The organism is Microcoleus sp. D3_18_C2 (assembly GCF_036702395.1).
Lineage (GTDB): Bacteria > Cyanobacteriota > Cyanobacteriia > Cyanobacteriales > Microcoleaceae > Microcoleus.
Genome location: NZ_JAUBTG010000011.1, coordinates 1 through 25,552 on the forward strand (window position 1 = coordinate 1; position 25,552 = coordinate 25,552).

The 25,552-nt window shown below is 44.5% G+C and carries 26 protein-coding genes and 2 pseudogenes; 14 read left to right on the forward strand and 14 right to left on the reverse strand.

What is annotated here, in order from left to right; all coding sequences use genetic code 11:
- Positions 1 to 355: 355 nt before the first annotated feature.
- Positions 356 to 3,226: a diguanylate cyclase gene (locus QUA88_RS09635; protein ID WP_333271417.1), complete on the reverse strand. Its 2,871-nt coding sequence runs from the start codon at positions 3,224 to 3,226 to the stop codon at positions 356 to 358.
- Positions 3,227 to 3,991: 765 nt separating this feature from the next.
- Here QUA88_RS09635 and QUA88_RS09640 point away from each other — a divergent pair.
- From QUA88_RS09640 to QUA88_RS09660, 5 genes are all read left to right on the forward strand, one after another.
- On the forward strand, positions 3,992 to 4,570 hold the full coding sequence (locus tag QUA88_RS09640; RefSeq protein ID WP_333055910.1) for a class I SAM-dependent methyltransferase: 579 nt from the start codon (positions 3,992 to 3,994) through the stop codon (positions 4,568 to 4,570).
- A 321-nt stretch (positions 4,571 to 4,891) separates the two neighbouring features.
- Positions 4,892 to 5,437, forward strand: coding sequence for an RNA 2'-phosphotransferase (locus tag QUA88_RS09645; protein ID WP_333271420.1), 546 nt, complete (start codon positions 4,892 to 4,894; stop codon positions 5,435 to 5,437).
- A 71-nt stretch (positions 5,438 to 5,508) separates the two neighbouring features.
- Positions 5,509 to 6,717, forward strand: a complete 1,209-nt coding sequence (locus tag QUA88_RS09650; RefSeq protein ID WP_333271422.1) for an AAA family ATPase — start codon at positions 5,509 to 5,511, stop codon at positions 6,715 to 6,717.
- Between the two features lie 326 nt (positions 6,718 to 7,043).
- A complete protein-coding gene (locus QUA88_RS09655) occupies positions 7,044 to 9,254 on the forward strand; it encodes a PAS domain S-box protein (RefSeq protein ID WP_333055913.1) in 2,211 nt (736 codons plus the stop codon).
- 26 nt (positions 9,255 to 9,280) lie between these two features.
- Positions 9,281 to 9,574, forward strand: coding sequence for a TIGR03792 family protein (locus QUA88_RS09660; RefSeq protein WP_333055914.1), 294 nt, complete (start codon positions 9,281 to 9,283; stop codon positions 9,572 to 9,574).
- 237 nt (positions 9,575 to 9,811) lie between these two features.
- Here QUA88_RS09660 and QUA88_RS09665 read toward each other — a convergent pair whose 3' ends face one another.
- From QUA88_RS09665 to QUA88_RS09675, 3 genes are all read right to left on the reverse strand, one after another.
- Positions 9,812 to 10,024, reverse strand: coding sequence for a hypothetical protein (locus QUA88_RS09665; RefSeq protein ID WP_106147613.1), 213 nt, complete (start codon positions 10,022 to 10,024; stop codon positions 9,812 to 9,814).
- Positions 10,008 to 10,283 carry a BrnT family toxin gene (locus tag QUA88_RS09670; protein WP_333055915.1) on the reverse strand — a complete coding sequence of 92 codons (276 nt, stop codon included), beginning with the start codon at positions 10,281 to 10,283 and terminating at the stop codon, positions 10,008 to 10,010. The genes QUA88_RS09665 and QUA88_RS09670 overlap by 17 nt, the downstream gene beginning before the upstream one ends.
- A gap of 122 nt (positions 10,284 to 10,405) precedes the next feature.
- Complete coding sequence (locus QUA88_RS09675) at positions 10,406 to 10,672, reverse strand: prevent-host-death family protein (RefSeq protein WP_194011533.1); 267 nt, start codon at positions 10,670 to 10,672, stop codon at positions 10,406 to 10,408.
- A 237-nt stretch (positions 10,673 to 10,909) separates the two neighbouring features.
- On the opposite strand from QUA88_RS09675, the gene QUA88_RS09680 reads away from it, so the two are divergent.
- Both QUA88_RS09680 and QUA88_RS09685 read left to right on the forward strand, forming a co-directional pair.
- Positions 10,910 to 11,293 (forward strand): papain fold toxin domain-containing protein, encoded by a 384-nt coding sequence (locus QUA88_RS09680; RefSeq protein WP_333271426.1) that lies wholly within the window; start codon positions 10,910 to 10,912, stop codon positions 11,291 to 11,293.
- A 42-nt stretch (positions 11,294 to 11,335) separates the two neighbouring features.
- Complete coding sequence (locus tag QUA88_RS09685) at positions 11,336 to 11,704, forward strand: hypothetical protein (protein ID WP_333271429.1); 369 nt, start codon at positions 11,336 to 11,338, stop codon at positions 11,702 to 11,704.
- Between the two features lie 20 nt (positions 11,705 to 11,724).
- Here the strand turns inward: QUA88_RS09685 and QUA88_RS09690 are convergent, their stop codons facing one another.
- Positions 11,725 to 11,910, reverse strand: coding sequence for a hypothetical protein (locus QUA88_RS09690; protein ID WP_333271431.1), 186 nt, complete (start codon positions 11,908 to 11,910; stop codon positions 11,725 to 11,727).
- Between the two features lie 18 nt (positions 11,911 to 11,928).
- On the opposite strand from QUA88_RS09690, the gene QUA88_RS09695 reads away from it, so the two are divergent.
- Complete coding sequence (locus tag QUA88_RS09695) at positions 11,929 to 12,147, forward strand: hypothetical protein (protein WP_333271434.1); 219 nt, start codon at positions 11,929 to 11,931, stop codon at positions 12,145 to 12,147.
- Between the two features lie 55 nt (positions 12,148 to 12,202).
- On the opposite strand, the gene QUA88_RS09700 is transcribed toward QUA88_RS09695, so the two are convergent.
- The gene (locus QUA88_RS09700) at positions 12,203 to 12,751 is read right to left on the reverse strand and encodes a hypothetical protein (RefSeq protein WP_333271437.1); all 549 of its coding nucleotides are present in this window, start codon (positions 12,749 to 12,751) and stop codon (positions 12,203 to 12,205) included.
- A gap of 196 nt (positions 12,752 to 12,947) precedes the next feature.
- Here QUA88_RS09700 and QUA88_RS09705 point away from each other — a divergent pair, with 196 nt between their 5' ends.
- Positions 12,948 to 14,354: an ATP-binding protein gene (locus QUA88_RS09705; RefSeq protein ID WP_333271440.1), complete on the forward strand. Its 1,407-nt coding sequence runs from the start codon at positions 12,948 to 12,950 to the stop codon at positions 14,352 to 14,354.
- A 5-nt stretch (positions 14,355 to 14,359) separates the two neighbouring features.
- Here QUA88_RS09705 and QUA88_RS09710 read toward each other — a convergent pair whose 3' ends face one another.
- Together QUA88_RS09710 and QUA88_RS09715 are read right to left on the reverse strand one after the other, a co-directional pair.
- The gene (locus QUA88_RS09710; RefSeq protein ID WP_333055918.1) at positions 14,360 to 14,686 is read right to left on the reverse strand and encodes a hypothetical protein; all 327 of its coding nucleotides are present in this window, start codon (positions 14,684 to 14,686) and stop codon (positions 14,360 to 14,362) included.
- Entirely contained in the window at positions 14,683 to 15,063 is a 381-nt protein-coding gene (locus QUA88_RS09715) for a hypothetical protein (RefSeq protein WP_333271443.1), read from the reverse strand. The genes QUA88_RS09710 and QUA88_RS09715 overlap by 4 nt, the downstream gene beginning before the upstream one ends.
- A gap of 61 nt (positions 15,064 to 15,124) precedes the next feature.
- Here QUA88_RS09715 and QUA88_RS09720 point away from each other — a divergent pair.
- The 3 genes and pseudogenes from QUA88_RS09720 to QUA88_RS09730 all read left to right on the forward strand — a co-directional run.
- A pseudogene (locus tag QUA88_RS09720) lies at positions 15,125 to 15,271 on the forward strand (ATPase); the annotation flags it as partial.
- A gap of 276 nt (positions 15,272 to 15,547) precedes the next feature.
- Complete coding sequence (locus tag QUA88_RS09725; RefSeq protein WP_333271446.1) at positions 15,548 to 16,024, forward strand: type II toxin-antitoxin system antitoxin SocA domain-containing protein; 477 nt, start codon at positions 15,548 to 15,550, stop codon at positions 16,022 to 16,024.
- The gene (locus QUA88_RS09730) at positions 16,005 to 16,439 is read left to right on the forward strand and encodes a hypothetical protein (RefSeq protein WP_333271450.1); all 435 of its coding nucleotides are present in this window, start codon (positions 16,005 to 16,007) and stop codon (positions 16,437 to 16,439) included. The genes QUA88_RS09725 and QUA88_RS09730 overlap by 20 nt, the downstream gene beginning before the upstream one ends.
- A gap of 98 nt (positions 16,440 to 16,537) precedes the next feature.
- On the opposite strand, the gene QUA88_RS09735 is transcribed toward QUA88_RS09730, so the two are convergent.
- Positions 16,538 to 16,669: a hypothetical protein gene (locus tag QUA88_RS09735; protein WP_333055924.1), complete on the reverse strand. Its 132-nt coding sequence runs from the start codon at positions 16,667 to 16,669 to the stop codon at positions 16,538 to 16,540.
- A gap of 567 nt (positions 16,670 to 17,236) precedes the next feature.
- Between QUA88_RS09735 and QUA88_RS09740 the strand changes: the two genes are divergently transcribed.
- Both QUA88_RS09740 and QUA88_RS09745 read left to right on the forward strand, forming a co-directional pair.
- Positions 17,237 to 18,073 (forward strand): hypothetical protein, encoded by an 837-nt coding sequence (locus QUA88_RS09740; protein ID WP_333055925.1) that lies wholly within the window; start codon positions 17,237 to 17,239, stop codon positions 18,071 to 18,073.
- Positions 18,074 to 18,254: 181 nt separating this feature from the next.
- Positions 18,255 to 20,357, forward strand: a complete 2,103-nt coding sequence (locus QUA88_RS09745; protein ID WP_333271453.1) for a M3 family metallopeptidase — start codon at positions 18,255 to 18,257, stop codon at positions 20,355 to 20,357.
- Positions 20,358 to 20,470: 113 nt separating this feature from the next.
- On the opposite strand, the gene QUA88_RS09750 is transcribed toward QUA88_RS09745, so the two are convergent.
- The 5 genes and pseudogenes from QUA88_RS09750 to QUA88_RS09770 form a co-directional block, all read right to left on the reverse strand.
- A complete protein-coding gene (locus tag QUA88_RS09750) occupies positions 20,471 to 20,638 on the reverse strand; it encodes a hypothetical protein (protein ID WP_333055927.1) in 168 nt (55 codons plus the stop codon).
- An 852-nt stretch (positions 20,639 to 21,490) separates the two neighbouring features.
- Positions 21,491 to 22,750, reverse strand: a complete 1,260-nt coding sequence (locus QUA88_RS09755; protein WP_333055928.1) for a glycosyltransferase — start codon at positions 22,748 to 22,750, stop codon at positions 21,491 to 21,493.
- A 693-nt stretch (positions 22,751 to 23,443) separates the two neighbouring features.
- Positions 23,444 to 24,403 carry a DUF362 domain-containing protein gene (locus QUA88_RS09760; protein WP_333055929.1) on the reverse strand — a complete coding sequence of 320 codons (960 nt, stop codon included), beginning with the start codon at positions 24,401 to 24,403 and terminating at the stop codon, positions 23,444 to 23,446.
- An 82-nt stretch (positions 24,404 to 24,485) separates the two neighbouring features.
- Positions 24,486 to 24,827, reverse strand: a pseudogene (locus QUA88_RS09765) (transposase family protein); the annotation flags it as partial.
- Positions 24,828 to 25,043: 216 nt separating this feature from the next.
- Positions 25,044 to 25,253, reverse strand: coding sequence for a CsbD family protein (locus QUA88_RS09770; protein WP_333155612.1), 210 nt, complete (start codon positions 25,251 to 25,253; stop codon positions 25,044 to 25,046).
- Between the last annotated feature and the right edge of the window lie 299 nt (positions 25,254 to 25,552).

A 25,552-nucleotide genomic window follows, 5' to 3' on the forward strand; every position in this document is an offset into this window, starting at 1 on the left:
CCCGCCCGTCCACTCATGACGGGCGGGACGCCCATCCCACAATCTTGTGGAAGTTATTTAATTCTCATTCCTTAGACTGCGACTGGTGCGGGTGCAGGCTACCTTACCATTCGGGTAAAATCACGCCGTGATAGGCATAAATCGAAACACCGTCGGCCAATTGTACCGCTGGTTTTCCTTCGGCGTGCAAGCGGTGGTTGCTGTCATGGCACGACCTCCTTTAACTATATTTATAGCAATTTGAATTCACCAAAGTTTGCCAGCACATTGGTATGGTGTGTCCGATCCCAAAAAAGATATTTAAATCGAAACGATAGATTTCTGACGCACCATACAAGTTGATTTAACTATTATATTATCCTTGAAATGTGGCAACCGAAACCCGATCGCGCCCTGCTTCTTTCGCCCGATAAAGTGACTCATCGGCCATCGCAATTAGCTCACCAGGCTGCGATTTCGCCCCCGGAATGCAGCAAGCTACACCCAAACTCAGCGTCACATATTCGCTGACAGCAGACTTATCGTGAGCTATGTGCAAACCCCGCACCTGTTGTGCGATCATTTCAGCTACGGAAGTGGCACCTTCAATATCGGTATTCGGCAAAACTACTACAAATTCTTCTCCACCGTAACGCGCTACTAAATCTGCCGCTCGCTTTACCGAATGCTGGATCACCGTCGCCACTTGCCGCAAACATTCATCCCCCGCTTGGTGCCCATAAGTGTCGTTGAAAAGTTTGAAATAATCAATGTCGCACATAATTAATGACAGCGGTGCTTCTTCCCTCGCCAAACGCCGCCATTCCGTATCGAGGTATTCATTAAAAGAGTGGCGGTTTCTTACCTCAGTCAAACTGTCGTAATTGGCCAAATACTGCAAGGCTCGATTCACTGTTTCTAACTGCTGTTTCTGCTGCTGCAACTGACGGTTGAGCTCCGCCAACTGCTGTTCGGCTGAGTGCGATCGCAACAAATTTCTCACCCTCGCCAGCAATTCCCTCTCGTCAAAAGGCTTTGAAATGTAATCGTCAGCACCCGCATCCAAACTTTCGATCCGAGCGTCCATCCCCGATCGCGCTGTCAAAAAGATTACCGGAGTAGATTTCAATTCTGGCGTGTTCCGAATCTCCTTGAGCAAATCCAGTCCGTTTTGTCGGGGCATGATTTGGTCGCTCACAATCAAATTTGGCTGCAAACTTTTTGCTTTTTCTAAACCTTCAACCCCGTCCCTCGCCACAGCGACTCGATAGTACGGAGTTAATAAAGTTTGGAGGTAAGCCAGCAGAAAATTGTTGTCTTCTACTACCAGCAACAGCGGTAATTCTCTGCTGTCACTTGTTAATTGTTCTAGATAATTTTTGTCGTCAAAACTGTTAGGTTCCGGCAGCGTGGCCTGGGGTGTGGCCGCCCGGATATTTCCCGAACCCCACTCTCCAGATCCGAATCCAGTCAGTCCAGCCAATTGGGCGATCGCACTCACCAACTGATTCGCTTCCACCGGCTTCGACAAATGCCTCTGAAACCCCGCCTCCAGCGCTTCGGCCGAATCTTCTTCCTCAATCCCTCCCGTCAGCGCCACGGCCGGCAGCAGTTCCCTGTGCTCGGACATTTCCATGGCTCTGATGCGGCGGATTAAATCGCAGCCGTCGGCTCCCGATACCGTCATATCGCTCACCAACACGTCGGGGCGCGACTGTTGCAACTCCGCCATCGCTTCGGCGGCGCTACCCACCGCTGTTACCTTGGCTCCAAATGCTTCGAGGCCAGTTTTGAGAAATTGCCGGATTTCGGCGCTGCTTTCCACCACCAGGACTTGCTTTCCCGCTAGGGGTTTGGAAACCGATCCGGGTCTGCTTTCGCTTTGGGCGATCGCAGCAGTGCGATCGTCGGGTGCATTTTTGTTGGCGCCCGGTAGCAGCACATCAAAGGTCGCCCCCTGACCGAGACCGGGACTCGAAGCCCAAACACTTCCCCCGTGCAGTTCCACCAACTGTCGCACAATTGAGAGTCCGAGCCCAAGCCGATTTTGTTCCTTGTTCTGGAAGTTGTCTGCAGGGCGGAAGTAGTCAAAGATGTGCGGCAGAAATTTGGGGTCGATGCCGCAACCGCTGTCGCTGACCCGAATCAACACGCCCGACTCAGTAGGCTCGATCCGCACTTGAACTGGGTATGGTGTGGATTCTGGGGTGAATTTGATGGCGTTGGCCAGGAGGTTCCAGACTACTTGCTGCAAGCGTTCTGCATCCGCCAAAACGTAGCTGACGGCGGGGTCGAAATGTTTTTCTACGCGGAGGTTTTTAGCATGGGCGGTGGGACGGAGGGTGTCGATCGCAGATTCCACGATCGACGGGAGGTGAACTTCGCCGATGTTCAGGCACACTTTCCCCCGCAGCAACCGCGAGAGGTCGAGGAGATTGTCTATTTGCCTGTTTTGTAATTTGGCGTTGCGCTCGATGATTTCCAAAGCGCGGGTGGTGGTGGCTTCGTTTAAATTGCGGGATCGAGCTAGCTGCGCCCATCCCAAAATCGCGCTCAGGGGCGATCGCAGTTCGTGGGAGGCGATCGCCAGAAATTCGTCTTTTGCCCGGTTGGCTTCGGCTTGGGCTGCTTCCACGGCTTTGCGATCGGTGATGTCGAATCCGATCGCCAAATACTGACAGGGTTTTCCCTTACAGTCCAACAGTGGAACTACTGCTGCGTACACCCAATAATCACTTCCATTCTTGGCTTTATTCTGAATGTCTCCTTGCCAAACTTCACCTTTGGCAACAGTTAATAGCAGATTTTTGATTATTTCCGAAGATTTATATTCCGAATGGAGGATGCCGAAGTGGCAGCCGATTAGTTCGGCTTGCGAATAGTTGGAGATTGAGCAAACTCGATCGCTGACATAGTTGATAATTCCTCGCGCGTCAGTCCTCAGCGCCAGTGTCGATCGGTCGATCGCTCTTTTAAAATCTAAACATTCTTGTAGCGACCAATCTAGTTCTTTTGTCGTAGAAAATTGACCGAGCCGATCGGACGCGTTTTGTTGCGGGCGATCGGGCTTATCCTTACTCCGTTGTTGGATTTCCATTGCTTCTATTTTCCCCTGACGGCTGACACCTAATCTACTCGCATCCTGATTCATTATCACAATTTTCTTTCCCGCACCGGCGGGTGTAATATTTTGTATCTCTTCATCTTCCTGACAAATTGGCAGGTACCACATCCACTCGGGAGTCACCTTAATTTTTGTTTATAGTTGGCTAAAGTTTGTCAATCTGAGGACTGATTTTTTCATGTCTAGCCGATCGTCGGCTGCCGGCTCATTCCTTTTTATCTGGTATCTTTTATATTTTACTAAGGGGAATCACTGATAATTTTATGGTGTGGATCACACACCGACAGTTGCATTCTTGTTTAAAACTGGTATCATAACCGTCAACTTTTTGCTCACAATTACTCCTAGTATCTGGCACAAAGTCTGGTCTTCGGCAGGCTTTCGCGTCTGTGGCATTCTGCCTCATCTGCACTGAAGGAGATATATGTGCAGGGCTAGACAGTTCCCAAATCACGGGCGGGTTTGGGCGCACAAAGTCCCTGTCTGGCGATCGTCCCTAACTTCTTTTAAATTATTTTCTTCAACATCTTGACAGGTCTGTATATTTTTTGTATTATCAAATGTAATATGCTTTCAGAGAAGACAACCGGCAAACTGCCTTGGTGCACTCAACTATTAACAATTTGAGGAAAATCGTCTGTGAATTTAGACGCTGTACGCGAACAATTTGAACAAACAGCCTTTGATTATGACCAAGAATTTCTTCATGTGGTACCCGCCACGTGATTTATCAGTGGAATCAATCCCAAATCGAAAATCGAAAATCACTTATTGCCCCCGCATTTATCCGTGGGGTCGCCTCTAAAATCTAAAATCTAAAATCTAAAATCGATTGACGGCTTAATTCCTCGCCTCATTCCGCGCTATCGCGAGCAACACGATGTAATATTGCAGTTAATCCCTTCTGAAACGAATGGTAACATAAAAGTTCTGGATTTAGGCGCGGGAACTGGCATACTGTCGGCTCTGATTCTGTCAGCATTTCCTCAAGCAAAAGTCCTAGCCTTTGACATGGCACAAAATATGCTGAAAACTTGCCAAACTAACTTGTCAGCTTTCGGAGAACGGCTGACCTTGCAGCAAGGAAATTTCGCCGAAGATGATTTCGGCAGCGGTTACGATGTGGTAGTTTCTGGGTTGGCAATCCACCACCTCGACAGCGCAGGTAAACAAGAGCTATTTCACAAACTTTTCCACTCCATGAATCCAGGGGGAATCTTGCTAATTCGAGATATTGCGACAGGTGCTACCCCAAAGCTGACTGAGCAATACGAACAGTTGTGGCGGCAGTACATGAAAGCTAACGGAGAAGACGATGCAGCCTGGTTTCAAAAATATCGAGAAGAAGATATTCCCTCCTCTGTGGAAGAGCAGACAAAGTGGCTTGCAGAAGCTGGTTTTGCCGACGCAGGATGTCACTGGCGCTATCTAAATTTTGCTGTTTTTGGCGGAGTTGTCCCCAGGTAGAAGGCCTTCGGCAAAATGCAGAGTTTTGGATAATTATCAAAAGATAAAACGCGTAAAAAACTGCACCCATAAAAGTTTTTGGTTCCCGGACGCCTCACCTAATTATGTAAGTGCTTAAGGCTGAACCTTACCGCTATAATTCGCGCGTGAGACCATTTTTTACGTCCGGGAATCATTTTCCCAAACCTGTAGAGGCGGGTTCACTCAAACGCCCTCTGGCAGTGCAAACAGATTCAACAAACCCGCCTCCCATCAACAAGATAACCCGTTATTGACATTTTGTAAAAGGTGATTTAAAAGCTCAATAAATAAAGTAAAACTATGAACGATTCTCGATTAGTAAAAATCAGCAGATATCTCAGCAAACACCTGCGTCACGCGCCCTCGCGCATCGGCATTGAACTCGCTCCCGGTGGCTGGGTTCCTGTTAGCGAACTCCTCGCTGCGTGCCAAAAAAATAACTTCCCTGTTCAGCTTGCAGAACTCAAGGAAGTAGTCGCGGAAAACGACAAGCAGCGCTTTTCATTTGACTCCACAGGCACTCTAATTCGTGCCAACCAAGGGCACAGCGTAGAGGTTGACTTGCAGTTAGAACCCGCTGTTCCCCCGGCTATTTTATACCACGGAACAGGTAGCACTGCCGTCGAGTCTATTCTCAGTCAAGGAATGAGGAAAATGTCGCGGCATCATGTTCATTTGTCGGTGAATATCCAGACGGCGCGCCAAGTAGGTGCAAGACATGGCATCCCGGCAGTCTTTACTGTAGATGCCGCAGCCATGCAATGCGATGGTCATACATTTTACTGCTCGGAAAACAAAGTTTGGTTGGTAGATTTTGTGCCGCCAGCTTATCTCAAAATAACTTGATAATTTTCCTTCTTTTTGTAGAATGTGTGCCACAAAAAATGTAAAATAAGAGTAAGTAGGACTTTGGCAAAATGAGTGCGGAATATATGGGCGATCGCGAAAACAATTTTCATCAAAACAATTCTCAAAATAGAGGTCTGCTAGGCTCTGGTTGGCGACCTTTTTACCGTCAATTTGATTGGCAACACCTGGTACATTTAGCGTCTAGCGACCCCCAAGAACTAGCTCAAAAAACTTTAGGGGCAGCTAGCGATATTGCTGACGCAATGGGACGACACCAATATACTTGGTGGGCAAATATTTTAAATGTATTTTCGGAAAATACTCGCTACGAAATGGATGAATTTTGGGATTACATTACTCCGCAGCCAGTTTACCCGGATTACCGCTACAAAGACGTTTTAGTTACCGAAACGCCTGTGGTGCAATTGGTCAGCCGCGCTAGCATTCCCATCGACTACGTTCTCAACAAACTCCAAGAAATTACTGTTTTCAAAGTTCTGGATTTGCTAGGGAAACCGGATGCAATTACCCAGTCTTTTATGGAGAGACATTTTTCTTATCCCCCGGAGCGGTTTGTTAGCTGGGAACGCTTGGAAGTTTTGGGTACTGTTTATGCTTCTTGGGCTCGATTCGGCTGCTGGCTGCAAATTGACAGCTACGATAGGGGAAGACGCTGTTACACTCTGATTTGCCAAGATATGGCGCCGCTCGTTAGCAAGGCAACTTATAATTTAGCAGTGATTCTGGGCGGGTACAAAAGCCGCGTCGGACAGGTTCACAGCCAGTTCCCAATTCGCACGTTTTCTGCGGAGGTTCAAAGTTTTACTGATACAGTTCAGCAGGCAATTTTGGATCAAAATCAGTTGGCTGTTTTGGTTAGTGGCGAACCGGGAACAGGCAAAACTGCTTGGACGCAAGCGGTAGCCAAGGAAATTTTAGTGCCGCTGGGTTATGTGATTTTTATCTTAGACCACGATGCTGTGGAAAATTTTGTGCCACCGAGTTATTTGGAGCGGATTTGTATTATTATCAATGAGGCTGATAATTTGGCTCAAGATCGATCGACTGCAGAAGCACAACGCACTAACAAAACCGAACATATTTTGAGTTTGCTGGATGGCACTTTGTATCAAAGCGTTATCGACGAAAACGGCATTCAATTTCAGCAAAAACTCGTAGTTTTGATGACTTGTAACACGACGGAAAGATTAGATCCTGCAATGTTACGGAAAGGGAGAGTGGATTTTACCAGTGAATTTACGCACAAATTTGTTTGAGCGCTATCTTGGATTATCAAGCTATCTGGCGATCGCACTGGCTACACGATCTCATAGTCGGGGGACAAAACAGAGCACTCCAGTCCCCTCCGACTATTCCGGCGGCGCCGACGCGATCTATGCCTAATGGTCAAACAGCAGGCGGGCACTAGATTTGCTCTTAAATTGACACTAATGCCTATAGACATATCCCCATCAAAAATGATATCAATGATGGGTGATACCCTCTAAGGGTATCGTCCGAGAGAGCAAATCAGGGAAAAACAGCATTTTTGGTCTCAAACAGAATTTTTCAAACTTGACAGCTATGGAGGAAATCCCAAACCGTGCAAACTAAGCCAGTTCAGCAAAAAATTCAGGGACTGGGAAGGTACGTTGACGGGACTTTCCCGATCGCCCAACAACCCGCAGAGGCAACCGTGTCGGAGAGTAAAGACAGATTTCGGCGGTTTGTGGAGCGCTCCGCCGAGGCCGTGGCAATGGTAGATTGTGAAATGCGCTATCTGTCGGTTTCTCGTCGCTGGGAAACAGATTGCGGGTTGGGCGACGGCGAGGCCATCGGCCGATCTCATTGGGAACTGTTCCCGAATCTCCCGGAATATTGGGAGCAAAATGCCCAGGCTTGTTTGAGGGGAGTTTTGGAATACAGCGAGTTTGTGGCAGGGCGATCGATCGCATCTGTATCAGGAAAAATCGCAAGCGGCTGTGTTAGCGAGCCGGTAAGATGGGTATTTCAACCTTGGAAAAATAACGAAGGTGCGATCGGCGGTTTGATTTTGTTTGCATCTAAGGTAGGTGAGGCTTCCGCTCAAACCAATTGCTATAATAAATTTCAGTCCGAGGTCAAAAGTAAGCAGTTAGAAACAATACCGCAACTAACTCAAATTGCCCTCGAAAATGCTGCTGATACAATCTTTTTTAGTACCTCCGACGGTCAAATTTGCTACGCGAACAAAGCCGCTTGCCATCTTTTTGGCTACTCGGAATCGGAACTGCTAAACATGAGGGTTAGCGACATCGATTCGCGGTTGCCAGCATCGGATTGGCGAGAACACTGGGCTCTTCTCAAGCAACAAAACAACCTCACTTTTGAAACCAGTTACAAAACCAAAGACGGCGCCAGTTTTTCCGTCGAAGTTAAAGTCAATTATTTAGTATACGGCGGCTGCGAATACCGCTGCGCGATCGCCCGCGACATTTCCGCCCGCCTCGCAGCAGAATCAGCGCTCGTAGAGGCAAAAGAGCAACTTCAAGCAGTTTTGGACGCGGTGCCGGGATTAGTTTCTTGGGTAAGTTCCGATTTGCGTTATTTGGGAGTAAACCGACATTTAGCTAGCGCTTACAAAATGCCAGCCGAACTATTTTTCGGTCAAAAAGTAGGTTTTTTAGAGACAAGTCCCAAATTTAACGATTTAGTATACGATTTCTTTGCAAACCATAAAAAGAAAACATCTCAAGAAGTAACAGCGAGCATCAGAGGAGAAAATAAAACTTATCTAATAGTGGCTCAAAAATACCATAATAATACGGCGGCGGTATTTGTGGGATTGGATATTACAGACAGCAAACAGTCTCTTTTAGCTTTGCAAGAATCCGAAGAACGCCTGCGACAACAAGCGGCAAAATTAGAGCAGACGCTGTTAATTTTGCAGCAAACTCAAACTCAACTGATTCAAACAGAAAAGATGTCATCTCTGGGGCAGTTGGTAGCAGGAATAGCCCACGAAATTAACAATCCAGTTAGTTTTATTTCTGGCAATGTCAGCCACGCCACTGGCTACATTCAAGAACTGCTGCGAACGATCGAGCTTTACCAAAAGTATTATCCCCATCCCGTGCGGGAAATTCAAGATTTGATAGAAGAATTAGACTTAGACTTCATCAAAAAAGACTTGCCAAAACTGCTAAATTCCATGAAAGTCGGTTCGGAAAGGATTCGCGATGTCGTGCGATCGCTCCGCTTGTTCTCGCGTACCGACGAAGCCCAAATGAAGCCGGCTGATATCCACGAAGGTTTGGATAGCACTGTGCTGATTTTGCAAAATCGCCTGCAAGCTAAAGGGGGACGGCCAGGAATTTCTCTAGTTAAAGAGTACGGAGATTTGCCACGAGTTCACTGCTATGCGGGACACTTAAACCAAGTGTTCATGCACTTGTTGACAAATGCGATCGACGCTTTGGAAGAAGGGGGGAGAAATGCCGAAAAGTATGGTAAAATTCAAAATCAGTCTTACTTAGCTTCAGCCAAGTCGAAATCTGAAATATTCAATCCCGAAATTCGGATTCGGACTTCCGTGGTAGGGGAAAACGAAGTTACGATCGCCATTAGTGACAACGGCCCTGGCATGACTGAAGAAGTCCTCGACTGCATCTTTGACCCTTTGTTTACCACTAAATGTTCAGACACGAGCACTGGTTTGGGTCTAGCAATCTCCCAGCATTTAGTAGTAGAAAAGCACGGCGGTAAGTTGCACTGTGTTTCGCGTCCGGGAGAGGGAACGGAGTTGATAATTAAAATTGCGATCGGCAACGATTAATTGGCTATTTACAAATAGGAAATAAGATGGTAATTGAGTGGCTAAAATTTAAAGTACCTCAAGAAAAGTGGGAGCAGTTTATTCAACGAGATCAGGAAGTTTGGACGGCGGGACTAAAAAGTTGGGACGGTTTTTTAGGCAAAGAAATTTGGGTAGATCCGGTGGAAAATGAGGTGGTGATGTTGATTCGCTGGGAAACTAGGGAGAAGTGGAAGTCGGTTCCGCAAAGCACAATAGATGAGTTGGATGCCCAAATGGGCGATTTGCACATTGCGATCGCCGAAAGTCGCGAATATCAAGTTCGCAAGTTTTTACATTAGTTAGTCACCAGTCAGTTGAGCGTGGTAATTTTTGAAAGATTAATCATGCGTTTTACCTTGATTGTACCGCAGACATCGATTTGGTATTTGGTGTGAAGGGCGATCGAGCTGGGTACAATCATCGCAGTGTTTGGTATCTGGTGTTAGGGGCGATCGCACCACCCCTTGCTTTCCACCTATGCAACCACAGATAACCTGGAAACTTTCGGATCTGATTTGTTGTGCTCTATGCGCTACCTAAACAGTGACAGACTTGGCAATTTTTGCCAGCAATCGCAACGCTTCATTGACAGAAGCTGAGTCTCGAAATATTTCTGCTACGTCTGGATCGAGAATCACAACATTACTTGATTTCATATAGGCTTCATAGTATTTGCCACGGACACCACCTGAAAAATCGTATTCAGGTCTCATCTCGTCATTAATTGTTACTTCAGGTTCCTGACTCATAGCTTTTTCTCTCTTGTCGGGTGGCTAAACGGGCGCTGATTAAACGCACTTCACCTTGTCGTTCTGTATGGGACACAACAAAAAGGCGCTGTAAATTTGATTGACCGATCGTTAAAAGACGGAACTCACCTACAGAGTGGTTAGGGTCAGAAATTGTAATAGCCAGTGGATCTCCGAAGACAGTGACAGCTTCTTCAAAAGACACACCATGCTTTTTGGCATTACTAATCGCTTTGTTTGAGTCCCACTGAAACTTCATAGATCTATTGTACTCTCAAGCAGAAGAGGGAGGTTGGCAATTGCCTAGCTTACTTCTGTATTTTACTATTTAGGGCAAAATGGCGAAAATCAAAAATGTCAATGTGACTGACTTCTAGGAACTCATAGACTCTGAGGAATGTTGAACTGCTGCTGTAGCGCTGTCATGGCTTTCTCGACTGGGATTCCTTCACCTCGATCGAAGCTTTCGAGTCCTTTGCGAATGCCGATGATAGCTTCGAGGTAGTCGATTCGTTCTAGCAGTTGTTCGTAGGTATTAAGTTGGGGGTTTGGAGTGGATTTTAGCGATCGTACCAAACTGAGAAGATCCGCAAGCAGTTCGTCAGGGGTGCTATCTATTTCTTGGATGAGGAGTTCTTTGATGGTCATCGCGGCATCTCACGAGGATTGATACTTTGATTGTAACGGCGATCGCTATGAGTTTTGATGGGCGATCGATCTTGGTAGAATCATCGCAGTGTTGGGTATTTGGTGTGAAGGGCGATCTGGCTCCCTTGGACAAGCCTTGAAAGAGCGCGATCGCACGCTACGCAATCTGCCGATCGCTCTGCGGGCAATGATTTTGAGATATACTTGTACATAAATATAGGAGGTAAACTTTACACTTTGAGTTTAGATCGGAGTAGTTTAGATGAAATTCGAGAAGATATCGCTAAAATTGCCAGTCGCTATGGGGTTTTTCAGTGTGTTGAATGTAGTCAGGCTATCAAAGAGTTCTTGACGGTCAGAAACCTACATGGTAAGCAGATTAAACTGGATTTAGAAAGGCAAGACCTACCTTGGTCAGTGATTTATGATTTACGACGACAGCAGCAAATTGCTACTAATGGCTACCATCAAGGGATATCAATTACCATCGACGAACAGGAAATTGTTTTTGATAATATAGATTGTAGTGGTGTGACTCGGCAGGAATGGCTGCAAAATTTAACATCTCCTACTCTGGAACTGGGCATGGGAAGCTTTAAGATTATAGAAGAGGAGTTTTGAACTGCAAAATTTGCAGTTATTTTAAAAATATTGAGGTAAAAAATGCACGATTTATATACCCTGATTGAGAAAATAAAGAAAGCTCCTTCAATGTACTTGGGACGACATTCAATTATTTGTCTTCAGGCTTTTTTATCGGGTTACAGCGTCGCTAAATATGAGTTGGGAGAACAGCCAACGAAACAAGATAGCGATTTTAGGGAGTTTCCTGAGTGGATACGAAAAAGATTCAACGTGCAGACTAGCCAATCTTGGGCTAATGTCATTCTGTTTTATTCTGAGGATGAAAGCAAAGCACTTGATAAGTTTTTTGAGCTGTTATGTGAGTTTATGGATCGTCATGCTTCGGCTGATACTTTAAGCGAAGGCGGATTAGATATAGAGGAAAAAGCGCAAGTTCTTAGGAGTTGATAGAAAGGGCGATCGCTCTTTCATTTTAGGCTATCGATCGTCAGAAACAAGAAAGGGCGATCGATCTTGATGGGCGAAGGGCGATCGCTCTTGGTAAAATCATTGCAGTGTTTGGTATTTGGTGTGAGGGGCGATCGCTCTTTCATTTTAGGCGATCGGTCATCTGAAACAAGAAAGGGCGATCGCACCTGTTTGAAGAAAATCATCAGGGCGATCGCTCTTATTTGAAAAGAATCAGAAAGGCGATCGCCCTTTCTTTCGCTGTGGCGATCGCCCAACGGGATAGCTACACTTCACACCCTGCGTGCAATCCTCGCCCTTTGGGATGGTGGAAATCGATCGGATTGTCAGTGGAAAGAGAGGTTGGGGTGACAGGAGGGTTAAGGGAATATGTAGGATGGGCGATCGCCCTTTTATTTGCTGTGGCGATCGATCTGATTTGAAAAAAATAAGAAGGGCGATCGCGCTGTGAATCAGTTCGTAATAACAACCATCAGGTTATCTGAAATTACCATCATCATATATTCTGCACTTTCCTGGTTCAATTCTTCCCATATCAACAATGCCTCCCAGGTCAATTGTTCTACCTCTACTATGATTAACGTGAATCGAAAATTTGACGGGTGAGTCAACAATTGATTGAAGTGGGAAAAACAGTGAACTTGTGTCGTAGAATCTTTTATCACGCCGTCTACTATTAGACTCAATCCTCAGCCTTCGCCAGTTTTCACCACTAGTAAGACCAAATGGTTGTCCTAATGCATTTACACCGAGACTATATCTTGTGTACATTTGAAATTCTACGCTCTGAACTCTTGAATCTCTACTACCCGCTTCGGCAATAACTCTTGCCCTCAGATTACCAGATATATTACAGAATTCAGCAAATTTTATTTCGCCATAGATTCCGTCTCGTTCTTGATAGTTAGGAGAAGCTTGCCCAGGAATAGCTGAAAAAGGTAAAACCAGTGCTGCCAAAAGAAGGCTTTTATAAAAAAACGCCAAACTGTTAGCTCTATCGACTACTTTGACTAAATTGAAAAGCATTGTTAATTTTTGTTGATAGATATTTCTCCTATCATTATTTCAAAAATCCCAGCTTTGTCTAGGCCAAAAAGCTTAATTTTGTTGGCAATTTTGTCTGCTAATCTAACCCGCCCTGTGTAAAAAATGTTAGAATATGCCAGAAAATGTTGGAAAATGTTAGGTATAATACGGAAAATCACAACATCCACGATACTGCATGAATCTTAAGGAAGTGCTACAAATGGCTGACGAGATGGTATTTGCCAAAACTGGTCAGCACCTCGATAACTTACAAGAGGCCATTCTGCGAGGAACCATGCAAGGTGAGAAATATACCAAAATTGCCGAGGATATTCACTTTAACGAGAGTTATCTTAGGCAAGTTGGATCGCAATTATGGCAGATACTTTCAGAAGAGTTGGGAGAAGATGTTAATAAAACGAATGTTCGATCGGCAATGGAGAGGTTGCAAGTCTCGATAGTTTCACATTATGCACAAGACTCTGTGCAAATAGGCTTCGTTAATTTTTGTGGAGAAAACAGAGACCCGCCAGATAGACCAAACTCCCACCCACGAAATCAGGAAACATCTAATTCAAAACCAATTAAAACTCCACATCAAGATTTAAGCGAAATGCCCGAGTTGGGCGACTTCTACTCGCGCACCCACGAACTCCAAACCCTCACAACCTGGATTCTACAACAAAACTGCCGCCTCATCACCCTCACCGGTATCAGCGGCATCGGCAAAACATCCCTAGCAGTACAACTCGTACAACAAATCAAAAACGAGTTTGAGTACGCAGTTTGGTACACACTAGACGAATTCCCCACCATAGATAAATTGCAATCCAACCTAACACAGCTTTTTTCCCAGTCAGAAAACCCTGATTCATCCGCAACAAACCAGAAACCCTTACCGCTGATTAAATATTTACAAAACCATCGCTGTTTAATAGTCTTAGATGACATTCACAACCTTTTCTGTAGTGGCGAATTGGCAGGAAAATATAAACCAAAATACGAAGAATATCGCTCCCTATTCAAACAAATAGAAAAATTATCCCATCAAAGTTGCTTTCTGCTAGTCGGTTGGGAACCGCCGAAAGAAGTTCCTCAACTCACCAGCGAAAATACTCCCATTCGTACCTTACAACTCACTGGCTTAGACACCGCAGCCGCAGGAGAAATTCTCAGAGATAAAGGATTAGTAGAAATCGATAACTGCGAAGCACTCATTCACCGCTACCAAGGCAACCCCTTCTGGTTAAAAAGCGTGGCGACTTTGATTCAAGAGTTGGGAATCGGCGCGAATGAGTTATTAATAGATGATACCATATTGTTACCCGAAGATTTGAAAGATGTTTTACAACAGCAGTACGATCGCACTTCCGAACTAGAAAAACAAGTCATGTCATTGTTGGCGACAGAAAACCAGCCAGTCAACGTCGCCACATTGCTACAAAATGCACAAAGATCATCATCCGATTTGCTAAACGCATTGCAATCTCTATCGCGGCGCTGCTTGATCGAAAAACAGGAAAGTCTTTACACTTTGCCACCTGTACTAAAGCAGTATATCAAAACTAGACGATCGCACTTAACAAACATCGACAGTGAATAAACATTTCAAACAACACCGCTTGTCAACTCTTGTTTCCTCAAATTCGGCAACAATGCCAAAACATCCAAATACCACCACCAACGCTGAGGTGTAATCTCCTCAAATTTGCGCTTCTGCATTAAATCCACAAATCTCGACAACTCCTCATAAAACTCCCTTGCTTGTTCAACTAACCGTCGATCTGCATTTGCTAATACACCTTTCTCTTCCTCACTCAGTTGAGATTCAACTTTTGCCAACTCATCTCTAAGTTGCAACATTTCTAAATGTTCAGCCCCACTCACATCAGGAAATTCAACCATTACACAATAGTTTTTTACCAAAGTATTCATAACAAATCCTTAACTAAACCTACATAAATAAACATTGAATTAGCCAGGTAGCTTTCCGGTTCCTTTGGAGGAAAAGCCGTTTCTAAAACTCCATCCAAGCCCATCATTACCAGCCATATTGTGTTATTTACACTGCTGGTAACTGTCGGATAAAACGTTTTTCCGTAGACATACACATAAACTTTAGCATCAGCATTCCTAACAATAAAACTGATAAGTCTATTATATTCTTCAAGGGTCGCGTCCGGCCCTAAATGGCCTAAATTAATCCTTTTGAGTAAATGAGACATTGCTTTTCCAGGTTTCCAGAGAATTCCGTCTCTCACCCGCTCAATTGCCTGCACAACCTCTAATTGCCTACCTTCGTCAAAAATCAACTTTAACCTTATCTGAGAAAAACTGAACTGCAAACAAATATATCATAACCTATTGGGCATTATGGCAAAATTGCTACAAAACGGACAAATATCATCATCAGATTTGCTAAACGCCTTGCAATCTCTATCGCGGCGCTGTGCGAGCGAAAAACAGGAAAGTCTTTACACTTTGCCACCTGTACTGAAGCAATATATCAAAGGGTTGTAACGGAGATGTCGCACCAATATCAATAAGGGGCTTTTTCGTGGGTGGGGGCGGGTTTACGAGATTGTTCGTTTTAGGCAATTATTGTTGGTGAACCCGCCCCTACAAATTTTTGACAGAGGGTAAGATTTCAGTTATACCCAATCCGGCTTAAACACCTCCTTTATTTCTTAGTCTGCAGAGGCAGACTTTGTTTGACAAGAAGCGGTTTCAACCGCCCCATCATAAAGAGTGGTGACTGTGCTATCATAGAATACAAAACTTATTGAGTCGAGTTATATGACCACAATAACTACAGTCACAACAGCCTCAAAACTCGCTGATTACTACCTCTGGTTCGCGAATGATGTAGGCTCCTATCTCAGCAACCACAAGCTACAAAAACTATTGTACTACGCCCAAGCATGGTATTTAGCCTTTGAGGATACACCGCTTTTTGATGAAGATTTTGAAGCTTGGGTGCACGGGCCGACTATCCCGGCTTTATTTTATGAATACAAAGAACAATTTGACTGGAAGCCAATTCTGAAAGAAGTCGAAAAACCAGAGTTTCCCAAAGAAGTACAAGAGTTTTTAGACGAGTTATCCGACGAGTATTTCTTTTGCGATGCCTATGAGTTAGAATTGATGGTGCGCCGTGAAGACCCTTGGATTAAGGCTAGAGGGAATTTGCCAAAAGATGAACCTTCTCGTGCTATTATTACCAAGGAATTAATGAGAGAATTTTACAAAACCCGTGTCATCGAAGAAAATTAAAAAAGCAGATATACGCCGCCAGCCATCTTTATCTAGCATCAATCGTCTGGATGTAAAAATACCGGAAGGAATTAGTTTTTCTTTCCGGTATTATCAGGATGATAAAGATAAGTTTTCCATTGGCGGTAGAGATGCTAAGTATCTAGCATCTCTATTGAGAAGGCTGCGCGATTTGTCACAATTGAATGCTCAAGAAATTATCAATAATCAGAGTAAAAGTCTGCGCTGTCATGGCAGAGTTTGGAAAAATACTACTCAACCTAATGGCTTTGGCATTCCCAATGAAGACGAGCTAGTAAATGTTCCCTACCAGTTTCAAATATCTGCTAATGAATACGGCAGGGTGCATGGCTTTTTTAGTGAAAATGTTTTTTATATTGTCTGGCTAGACCCAGACCACAATCTTTACAGTTGAAATTATGATAAATTTTGAAAAAAACACAATATTCCACATTCCCGACAACTTCGGCGAAATTGGAAATCTAAAAAAAGAACGTTACTCATCAGTCATTTTCAGGACTTACGCATCAAAGCCAAAGAAACCGGGTTTTTCAGGGAATCTGTGGCTGCGACCAAATATTCTCGCAAAAAACCCGGTTTCTGGGACACCATGCGTCCAGGACTAATTTTAAGAAAATTTTGCATAGAGAGCTGAAATAAAATTCACGCTTAAAAAGCCTACTCCTAGTACGAGAATGATAAAGATGGCGATACTGAAAATAGACTTTAGCCGATCGCCAATTCCGGGTTTTTCTGAATTCATTGGTCAATTTTTACAGTAAATTGGAGAGGGGCAATTGAGAAAGAGTAGATTATACCAATGCGCGAACAAAAAGGCAACTCCCGACAAGCTCCAAACGACGATCGCCCTGAGTAGGTCGCATTTTTTAACTTTTAATCTAAAATCTAAAATCTAAAATAGTCTTAGGCATTTTTCGGTGAGCCTGGGCAGCCCGAAGTCGATCGCCCGAACCCGATCGCGCTAACTCCTGTAAAATAGAGGGCGCGTGGGGGCGAAGCTTTTAACAGCCGAAATTAGGGGCGATCGCCACAGGCTCCCAAATACATAATAATATGTCAGTCATCCTTAACTTACTCACAAAGGTAAAAATAGAAGAGTGCCAAGAAATAATCTAAAACATATAACTGAAAAAAGGATAGAAATCGATGCTCCACCCAGTCTCGCAACCTTACCCACAACGAGCAAATACTATGACCCAAAGAGCCGTGCGGAAGCCAAAACCCTCTGTTGCAAACCACTTGAGACCAAGTTTTCCTCAAAGGCACTGGCTGGAGATGGCAGAGTACGCCTCTCTGGCGGCCTCTGGTGTGGGTTCCCTGGCGGTGGCAGTGTCGGGTCAAGCTTTTTACGGGGTTGCTCCCCTAACTTTGGCTTTGTCGCTGAATGTTGCTAACCGGTATCGGTTCGAGCAGCAAGTGCGGGTGCATCAAAATTCGGAAATGGCCCAAGTCCAAAAGTCTGTCAATAAAGTCGAAAAAACGGCGGTGACGGTAATTGTTAAATTACGCAAGCAGTTGTCTGCAGATATTGCAGCGCTGCGCCAGCAAATGGCTGCACTACCTAGGCATGAGGCTGTTGAGGAGTCGATCGATATTCAGCGGCAGTTACTGAGTTTAGGAGAGTCGGTAGCTTCTTTGCAAGAAATCGTGGCGTCTGCTGTGCTCGATGTCCGCCAGCAGGTGAGCGAACAACTGCAAGATTTATCGGTTGGCCAACGGGCGAATCTCCAAGCTGTGGAACAGGCTATAGAGCAACTGCAAAGTGCGACGCAAGGCTTGGCAGAAACTTCTATCACCAGAGACGACTGGGAAGTAGTAAATACTAGATTTTTGGAAATCCAGAAAGTCATGGCCAATTTGCAAAGCCAACTGCAAGCTCCCGCACACCAATCGAGTGCGGATTTGTCGATTGTCCAAGCTCAAATCCACCGTTTGGAACACGAGCAGCAAGAAGTTGTCAAACCTCACCTCAAGCGCTTAATCTCAGTTGTCAAGGAGTTGCAGCACACACCAGAGAACCGTCAGTAGTCATTAGTCAGCAGTCATTAGTCATCAGTCAGAAGGAATACTTTTGCCCTCGGACACGCTCGACACTCTCCGACTCTCCGACTCACGCCCGATCGAGTCCTACTTTTTCGACAACTGTGTTAAAAGATTAAAAGCTAATCTGTCTAGTTCAACTGTTTTCAACCTGTTACAAGAAAAATCAATGACTGCAACCGTAACTATTGCTGATAACCCGTTACTAATCGGTCAAGGATTGCCCCCATTTGACGCGATCGAACCACAACACGTAGTCCCCGCCATCACCCAACTGCTGACCGAACTAGAAGCCTCGCTAGCTGCCTTAGAAGCCTCTGTAGAGCCGACTTGGAGCGGCTTAGTAGAACCATTGCAGCGACTCGGAGAGCGTTTAAATTGGAGCTGGAGCATTGTCGGACATTTGATGGGCGTGAAAAATAGCCCGGAACTGCGATCGGCTCACGAAACAGTGCAGCCGGAAGTAGTAAAATTTTGGAGCAAGCTCAGTCAAAGCAAACCGCTTTATGAAGCTTTTAAAGCGCTGCGGGCAAGCGAAAATTGGGACAGCTTAGAGTCAGCTCAAAAGCGAATTGTCGAAGCCGCTCTCCGAGACGCCCAACTCTCCGGCGTCGGTTTAGAAGGCGAGCAAAAAGATCGTTTTAATGCCATTCAATTAGAATTGGCCGAAATTACTACCCAGTTTTCTAATCACGTCCTCGACGCTACCAAAGCATTCAGCATCACCCTCACAAACAAAGACGAAATTGACGGTTTGCCACCGAGTTTGTTGAGTTTAGCAGCTCAAGCCGCTCGCAGCGCGGGCGAAGAAAATGCGGATGCCGAAAACGGCCCTTGGCGGATTACTTTAGACTTTCCGAGTTACGGCCCTTTCATGCAGCACAGCACCCGCAGTGACTTGCGCGAAAAGTTGTACAAAGCTTTTATCGGCAGAGCAAGTAGCGGAGAATTGAATAACTGGCCGTTGACCGATCGCATTTTAGCTTTGCGCCAGGAAAAAGCTGCTTTGGTAGGGTTTAGCAGTTATGCCGAATTGAGCTTGGCGAGCAAAATGGCTCCCGATGTTGCAGCAGTGGAAGCTTTGTTAGAAGAATTGCGTCAGGCTAGTTATGATGCTGCTGTCAAAGATTTAGAAGAATTGAAAGCTTTTGCTGCCGAAAAAGGCGCGGCGGAAGCTGGGGATTTGAAGCACTGGGATATTGGTTTTTGGTCGGAACGGCGCCGGGAAGAAAAGTTTGCTTTTAGTGCCGAAGAATTGCGGCCTTATTTTGCTTTGCCACAGGTATTAGAGGGATTATTTGGATTAGTAAAGCGGCTGTTCGGTGTGACAGTAACTGCGGCGGACGGTCAAACTCCTGTGTGGCACAAAGATGTGCGCTATTTCCAAATAGATGATGCAGCAGGAAATACGATCGCCAATTTCTATTTAGACCCCTACAGCCGCCCCGAGGAAAAGCGCGGCGGTGCTTGGATGGACGAGTGCGTGGTGCGCGCTAAATTTGTGGAAGCGGGAAAAACAACCACGCGGTTGCCGGTGGCTTATTTGGTGTGCAACCAAAGTCCTCCGGTTGACGGCAAACCGAGTTTAATGACTTTCTTGGAAGTCGAAACTTTGTTTCACGAATTCGGTCACGGTTTGCAGCATATGCTGACAACGGTAGACTATCCGGGGGCTTCGGGCATCAATAATGTTGAGTGGGATGCGGTGGAATTGCCCAGTCAATTTATGGAAAATTGGTGTTACGACCGCGCGACTTTGTTCGGGATGGCAAAGCATTACGAAACCGGGGAAACTTTGCCGGAACACTATTACCAAAAACTGCTAGCAGCGCGCCACTACATGAGCGGCACCGTCATGCTCAGGCAAGTACATTTTAGCAGCGTTGACATCGAATTGCACCACCGCTATCGATCGGGCGGCAGCGAAACTGTGGCCGATGTCCGCAACCGTATCGCTAAAACTACGACTGTTTTGCCTCCTCTGGAAGAAGACGCATTTTTGTGCGCTTTCGGACACATTTTTGCGGGTGGCTATGCGGCGGGGTATTACAGTTATAAATGGGCGGAAGTGCTCAGCGCTGATGCTTTTGCGGCGTTTGAGGAAGTGGGTTTGGAAGATGAAAGTGCGATCGCATCTACAGGCAAGCGCTTCCGAGATACAGTGTTAGGATTGGGCGGCAGTTTGCACCCGATGGAAGTGTTTAAAACTTTCCGGGGACGCGAACCGAGCACTAAAGCTTTGTTGAGACACAGCGGTTTAGTTGCTGCTTAATCTGGCTTAATCTAATCTGGAATAATTGGGGATTAATGCGGGTGAATTTCTTTGCATTAATCCCTGTTTTTTTGTTGAATAAGATTTGGGCATATGCTGTATGTTTAGGGTGTTTATACAGCATATTCCATGTATATGTAGTACACACTATCTTGTAGTAAATAAGGTGCGGATACACCCATCAATCTGCAAGTTCTATTTAAAAGGTCGATAAAACTTACAGATTGACGGGTGTATCCGCACCAAACAGCAGGCGATCGCTCTTCTTGTGTGTACCACATCTACATGGAATATGCTGTATCTCAAATGAGTTCAAAAGAACCACTCTTGACACGATGATCCTTTATATCTTGCCCTTAAAGTCAAGTACAATTTATCCCAAATTAGATGAGCTTACCCTGCTGTTTCAACCCCCATACAGTCCGGAAGTAAACCCCATAGAATGACTGTCGGGCTACGTAAAAAAACATTGAAATGGTTGAGATTTGACCAAATAGAAGAGTTGAGAGCAGCGGAGAAAAAATAGTTAAATAAGTTGACGTTGGAAGTTATTGCTTCTTTGAGGGGATGGAAATTTATTTGATAGGATATCTCTGTAGCAGGACTTTAGGAAATTGGTAAGCAGTCGCGCATTTAAATTGTATATTCAGGGCGGGCAGGACGCCCATCCCACAAGACTTTGATTTTTTTTTGACATACAATTTAAAGGCCGCAACAGCTTATAAGTCGGCGCTTTAAAACGCCACTATGTAAACGATGTAAAATGTCTAAATGATCTCTACTGGCTAACTTAAGCCTATTTACATACTGTTACAGTATTCGGTTTAATCCCGCCTACCTACTTAAAACCCCTGTTAGTTTTGCCAGTTCCGGTGGAAAGGAAAATGAGTTGGTCGCTCCATTGTTTATAGTTGCTGTGGGATCTGATAGTTGCCAAGAAAATGTAACCCACTAAAGAATACTTGATAACCTATGGAACAAGTGCGATCGCCCAGTCGAGTTGGATGCTATTAAGTTTGAGAAAAACATCTAAATCTAATGACGATCGCTCGCCTCAACCATTGCCTTTACAAAACCTCCGATTTCCGTGGCTACCTTAATGAAACCTGTCTCAATCATAGGCAGAAGGATTCTTAAGGCAGTTGACTGTACGCCAAAACCATATCGGGAGCATCACATACTTGACTTTCGGTGACTGGATTAGGCCGCGTTGAGTAGGCAATAGCGTGCATATGTTTTACGCGAGCTTGAAAAGTCTTCTCAAATGTGTGCTGTTGAGCAAACTTGAGGGACTTGAACGACATCGATTTAATTTCTTCCCGGTTGTGGCTGAGTTCTGCAATTTTCTTCGCCATCTGTTTAGGCTGATTCATTGGCACAACCCATCCCGTCTCCGACATTTCTGCAATTCCCTCGAATGCTTCGTTAGCATAGCCAACAATCGGCACGCCAGCAGCCATAGTTTCTATGTAAGTACAAGAAGGATCGCCCTGCCGGTGACAGCAAACAAACAAATCAATATTGTTCTTCACAAAGGGGAAGAAATCTGTTTTAAAGTCAGGCACTCCAAGCATTTTTACACAATCATTAAGTTGATTGGCCGCTATTTGCTGGTGCATCATCTCTTCTAATTCACCAATACCACTGATGAACATTTCAAATTTCACCTTCAGTTGTTTGAGTTCTTTAGCGACCTCAAGTAAATGATCTGCTCCTTTCATCTTAATTAGGCGACCTGAGAATACTAGCCGCAGAGGCATATCTGGAGAGCGGTTTTCAGTGCGCCGTTCAATATCAGCTTCTGTTGCTAACATATCCTCGCTAATCCGCGTGTCAAAGAAAAACTGTGGATTGCGATTGATATGCTTGTATTCTTGGTAAGTAGGGGTGCCGTTGCACTGCAATCCATCTGCCATTGCGATTGCCTTGCGCTGCTTATATTCCTGAATGTAAGTCCAAATAATTCTTCGCAAACGGAGCAAGGGATTGCTCGTACTCACATTCACGATTTGTTTGCGAGTTTTCAGACTGTATTCGGAAACGTAAATACACGGTACTCCCGCTATTTTACACACTTTACTGATATGGTTCTGTCTGTATTCCGGGGCTGCCAATACCAGCGAACTCTGATGCTGATGTAGTAAAGCTGGGGTGATTTTGTCAAAAGAAATTATTTCCAGTTTGAATGGCAATTCATCAAGTTTGAATATTTTTGAATCTATCTGGTCGTTGTCTTTTTTCGTTTCTTCCATCATCACCGTAATAGATCCCGACCAATACTCGGCTAACTCACCAACTGCTTCAATCAATTTGCGGGTGAGTAAAACTTCACCGTTTGGCAAAAGCTTTACTTTGAGTGGCTGTACGATAGTCAGATTGTTGTTAGTAAGCATAGGTTAGGGACTCCCTGATTGTAAGTTTTTACGGTTGATGCGGTAGTGAATCTTTGCTGTTCTTGGCAAGGGCTGTTTATCAATATAACAGACATTTACCGAATTTTAATTTCGCCGCCTGATACGAGAAGCATTTCAGACTCGGTTTCGGAGATATCTAATACTTAAGATTGATTCAGCAACTGGATTAGACCTTTATTATTTAATGGGAGGTCTGTTTGATATGTAGCAATCATCTGCGATCTACGTATAAGTGTCAATAATCTTTTCCGAGCTTTACTAAATCTTTATAGTTTAGGGGTAAATTATAAAGAAAAGTGCAATTTTAGGGTGAATTTGGTTAAAGCAATGGCTGTTCTAAGTATTTTTACTTAAGTAAAATCATCTAACTAGCAAGAATGAGCGCGAGTTGCGAATACGGCGATCTCAATGCTTTAAGTAAGTCGATGGGAAAAAACGCCCCTAGGTAAACGAGGGCAAAGTCTCCAAATGCTCTCTAATGGCTGACTTAAACCTGTTTACATGGTGTTACATTATGCGGTTTAAGCAGGTCTACGTAATGAAACCATAGATTTATAACAAATTTATTATAAACTTTACATAAATATATATCTTGTAATATAATAATATTTTTTGACAATTACCCTGGCGAAGTAGAAGGAGTAAAAAAAATTTTTACCCCTTCTGTCTTCGCTAATGCGAAGCCTTGATGCTGAACTTTTCTTTTATAAACCGGATATAAAGGTGCTTGAAAGCCGACTTCACCACGCGGGGCATACCAAAGTCGATCGCCATCATGCTTTCGGGCAACTTCCAATCCAAAACCTTGAGATTTTCCGGCTGCAAAAGCGGAAAATCAATCGCCTCTAAATTCGAGCAAAGCCCCAATCTCATCGCCGCAGCTACAGTGGGAACCGCCTCCGGATCGGCATTAATAATTTCCACTAAAGTTCTGTCCAAAGCAAACACATCATCAGAGGCGGCCAAAATTCCCAAAAACTTAGGTTCGCCCCCACTTGGCCCGTTACCTTCGTGACCGATAATTCCATCCAAAATCGTCAAATTTGGGTTAATTGCCCGAGCAGTTTCTACCAGCATTTCACCGAATCTGGCGCTATCTTTGCCAGCTTCCATGTGCCACCAAGCCTTCATTTTGCCGGGAACGCAGCCGAACAAATTTTTCACGCCCATTGTCACCGTTAATTGAACGTGAGATTTGAGTTTGGGCAAATTAATCACTACATCCGCTTCCATTGCTTCTTTGCAAATTCGCAGATGATTGAAATCTTTGCTGACTGTTTCGTAGCGTTTTCCTTGAAACTCAACAACTGGCAAATTCAGTTCTTCCAACAGAGGCAAATAACCATTAGCTTTTGCCACACCCATCGCGCTACCAAAAGCCGGACTATCGCCTAAAAAGGGTTTTCCTCCCGCCTCAATGACCATTTTAGCGACGCAGTAAACCAATTCTGGGCGGGTGACACATTCTTTTGTAGGGCGAGAACCGGTGAGGAGATTGGGTTTGAGTAAAACCCGATCGCCCGATTTGACAAAAGCCGAGATTCCGCCCAAGGGTGCGAGCAAACTTTCTAAAGATGTTTGTAAAATTTGGCGATCGTAGGAATTGGCCTGAATTAAGCTAACAGCAGACATAATTATGAATTCCTTGGTAATTGGTTATCGATCTGGAATAATATACCTCTTGCAAAAAAGATATATGTTATCATCACAGGTGTTAAATTGAATCCCCTAGAGCCAACTCATAATTGTAAATTGCTGACAACAAATTACAAAGCAGACCATAACGACTCGACAATATTTTAAAAAATTTGAGACTTCGATTAACCTGTTCAATTCCCTATTCGCTCCTGTGCTAAAACTCTATTGTAGTCTTTTTCTCAAAGATACAGTTTCCCCTTTTTAGGTTGATTTTTAGGGAGATAACTATTGGTGCGCTCATTCTTTATCCCTTGATAGCCACTATCTTGTAAGCTATTTGTTTCGGGATGAAAATTAATTTTATTTTTTTAGTCGAATTAAAATCGTGGTAATGCTCCGAGCCAAAAGCAGTGAGGAGTTGGGATTCAATCAACTAAAGCAAACATTTTCATTATATCATAAAAATCTTTTGCAAGAGGTCTAATAGGGACTTCTCCAGTGCGCTTTTGAGGAGATATCGCAGGAGTCACCCATTTTTTTGCACCTTCCAAAAATAAATCATATCAAATCCTTGATAGCAAAGGATTTGATATGAAGCGAATACTCTTCGCCAGGATTGGGTATAGCGCGGTTTCTACAATTTGTCGATCGACCTTTTGGCTTTATCTGCCAGATTTTTCACCGCATTTTTAGCATCTTCTGCAGCGTGGCGGGCGGCAGCTTCCGCTTGTTTGGCTTTACCTTCAACCTGGTCTTTTCTGTTGCCCGTAATATTACCGAAAATTTCCTGAGCTTTGCCTTCTAAATTTTTGCCGATCGCCTTCGCTCTGTCTTCTGTAGTCATGATAAGCTCCGTTTGGCAAGTTGCTATAGTAACATTGTAAAATTAACTCACCTGCAATTGCCTTTAACTTCATATTAATTTATATTCTGCTTGACCTCGGTCTTCTGCTGATGATTTACTTTGTGCAAATTACTCACTCACAAAGCGAAGGCTTCCTTTTTTTTACCACTGAATACGTCGGCCAAATTCGTCATAACTGAGATGTTGCACCATTCTCAAGAACGGGCTCTCCGGCCCGTTCCACAAAAGATAAATTTTCTTGTGGAACAGGCCGAAAAGCCTGTTCATAAAAGCCTAAT

Coding starts and splice junctions, on each gene's coding strand:
- QUA88_RS09645 (WP_333271420.1), top strand. CDS start 4,892: ATGAACGATTCTCGATTAGTAAAAATCAGCAGATATCTCAGCAAACAC.
- QUA88_RS09650 (WP_333271422.1), top strand. CDS start 5,509: ATGAGTGCGGAATATATGGGCGATCGCGAAAACAATTTTCATCAAAAC.
- QUA88_RS09660 (WP_333055914.1), top strand. CDS start 9,281: ATGGTAATTGAGTGGCTAAAATTTAAAGTACCTCAAGAAAAGTGGGAG.
- QUA88_RS09665 (WP_106147613.1), bottom strand. CDS start 10,024: ATGAGTCAGGAACCTGAAGTAACAATTAATGACGAGATGAGACCTGAA.
- QUA88_RS09670 (WP_333055915.1), bottom strand. CDS start 10,283: ATGAAGTTTCAGTGGGACTCAAACAAAGCGATTAGTAATGCCAAAAAG.
- QUA88_RS09675 (WP_194011533.1), bottom strand. CDS start 10,672: ATGACCATCAAAGAACTCCTCATCCAAGAAATAGATAGCACCCCTGAC.
- QUA88_RS09685 (WP_333271429.1), top strand. CDS start 11,336: ATGCACGATTTATATACCCTGATTGAGAAAATAAAGAAAGCTCCTTCA.
- QUA88_RS09690 (WP_333271431.1), bottom strand. CDS start 11,910: ATGATTTTCTTCAAACAGGTGCGATCGCCCTTTCTTGTTTCAGATGAC.
- QUA88_RS09700 (WP_333271437.1), bottom strand. CDS start 12,751: ATGCTTTTCAATTTAGTCAAAGTAGTCGATAGAGCTAACAGTTTGGCG.
- QUA88_RS09705 (WP_333271440.1), top strand. CDS start 12,948: ATGAATCTTAAGGAAGTGCTACAAATGGCTGACGAGATGGTATTTGCC.
- QUA88_RS09710 (WP_333055918.1), bottom strand. CDS start 14,686: ATGAATACTTTGGTAAAAAACTATTGTGTAATGGTTGAATTTCCTGAT.
- QUA88_RS09725 (WP_333271446.1), top strand. CDS start 15,548: ATGACCACAATAACTACAGTCACAACAGCCTCAAAACTCGCTGATTAC.
- QUA88_RS09735 (WP_333055924.1), bottom strand. CDS start 16,669: ATGCAAAATTTTCTTAAAATTAGTCCTGGACGCATGGTGTCCCAGAAA.
- QUA88_RS09740 (WP_333055925.1), top strand. CDS start 17,237: ATGACCCAAAGAGCCGTGCGGAAGCCAAAACCCTCTGTTGCAAACCAC.
- QUA88_RS09745 (WP_333271453.1), top strand. CDS start 18,255: ATGACTGCAACCGTAACTATTGCTGATAACCCGTTACTAATCGGTCAA.
- QUA88_RS09750 (WP_333055927.1), bottom strand. CDS start 20,638: ATGTGGTACACACAAGAAGAGCGATCGCCTGCTGTTTGGTGCGGATAC.
- QUA88_RS09755 (WP_333055928.1), bottom strand. CDS start 22,750: ATGCTTACTAACAACAATCTGACTATCGTACAGCCACTCAAAGTAAAG.
- QUA88_RS09760 (WP_333055929.1), bottom strand. CDS start 24,403: ATGTCTGCTGTTAGCTTAATTCAGGCCAATTCCTACGATCGCCAAATT.
- QUA88_RS09770 (WP_333155612.1), bottom strand. CDS start 25,253: ATGACTACAGAAGACAGAGCGAAGGCGATCGGCAAAAATTTAGAAGGC.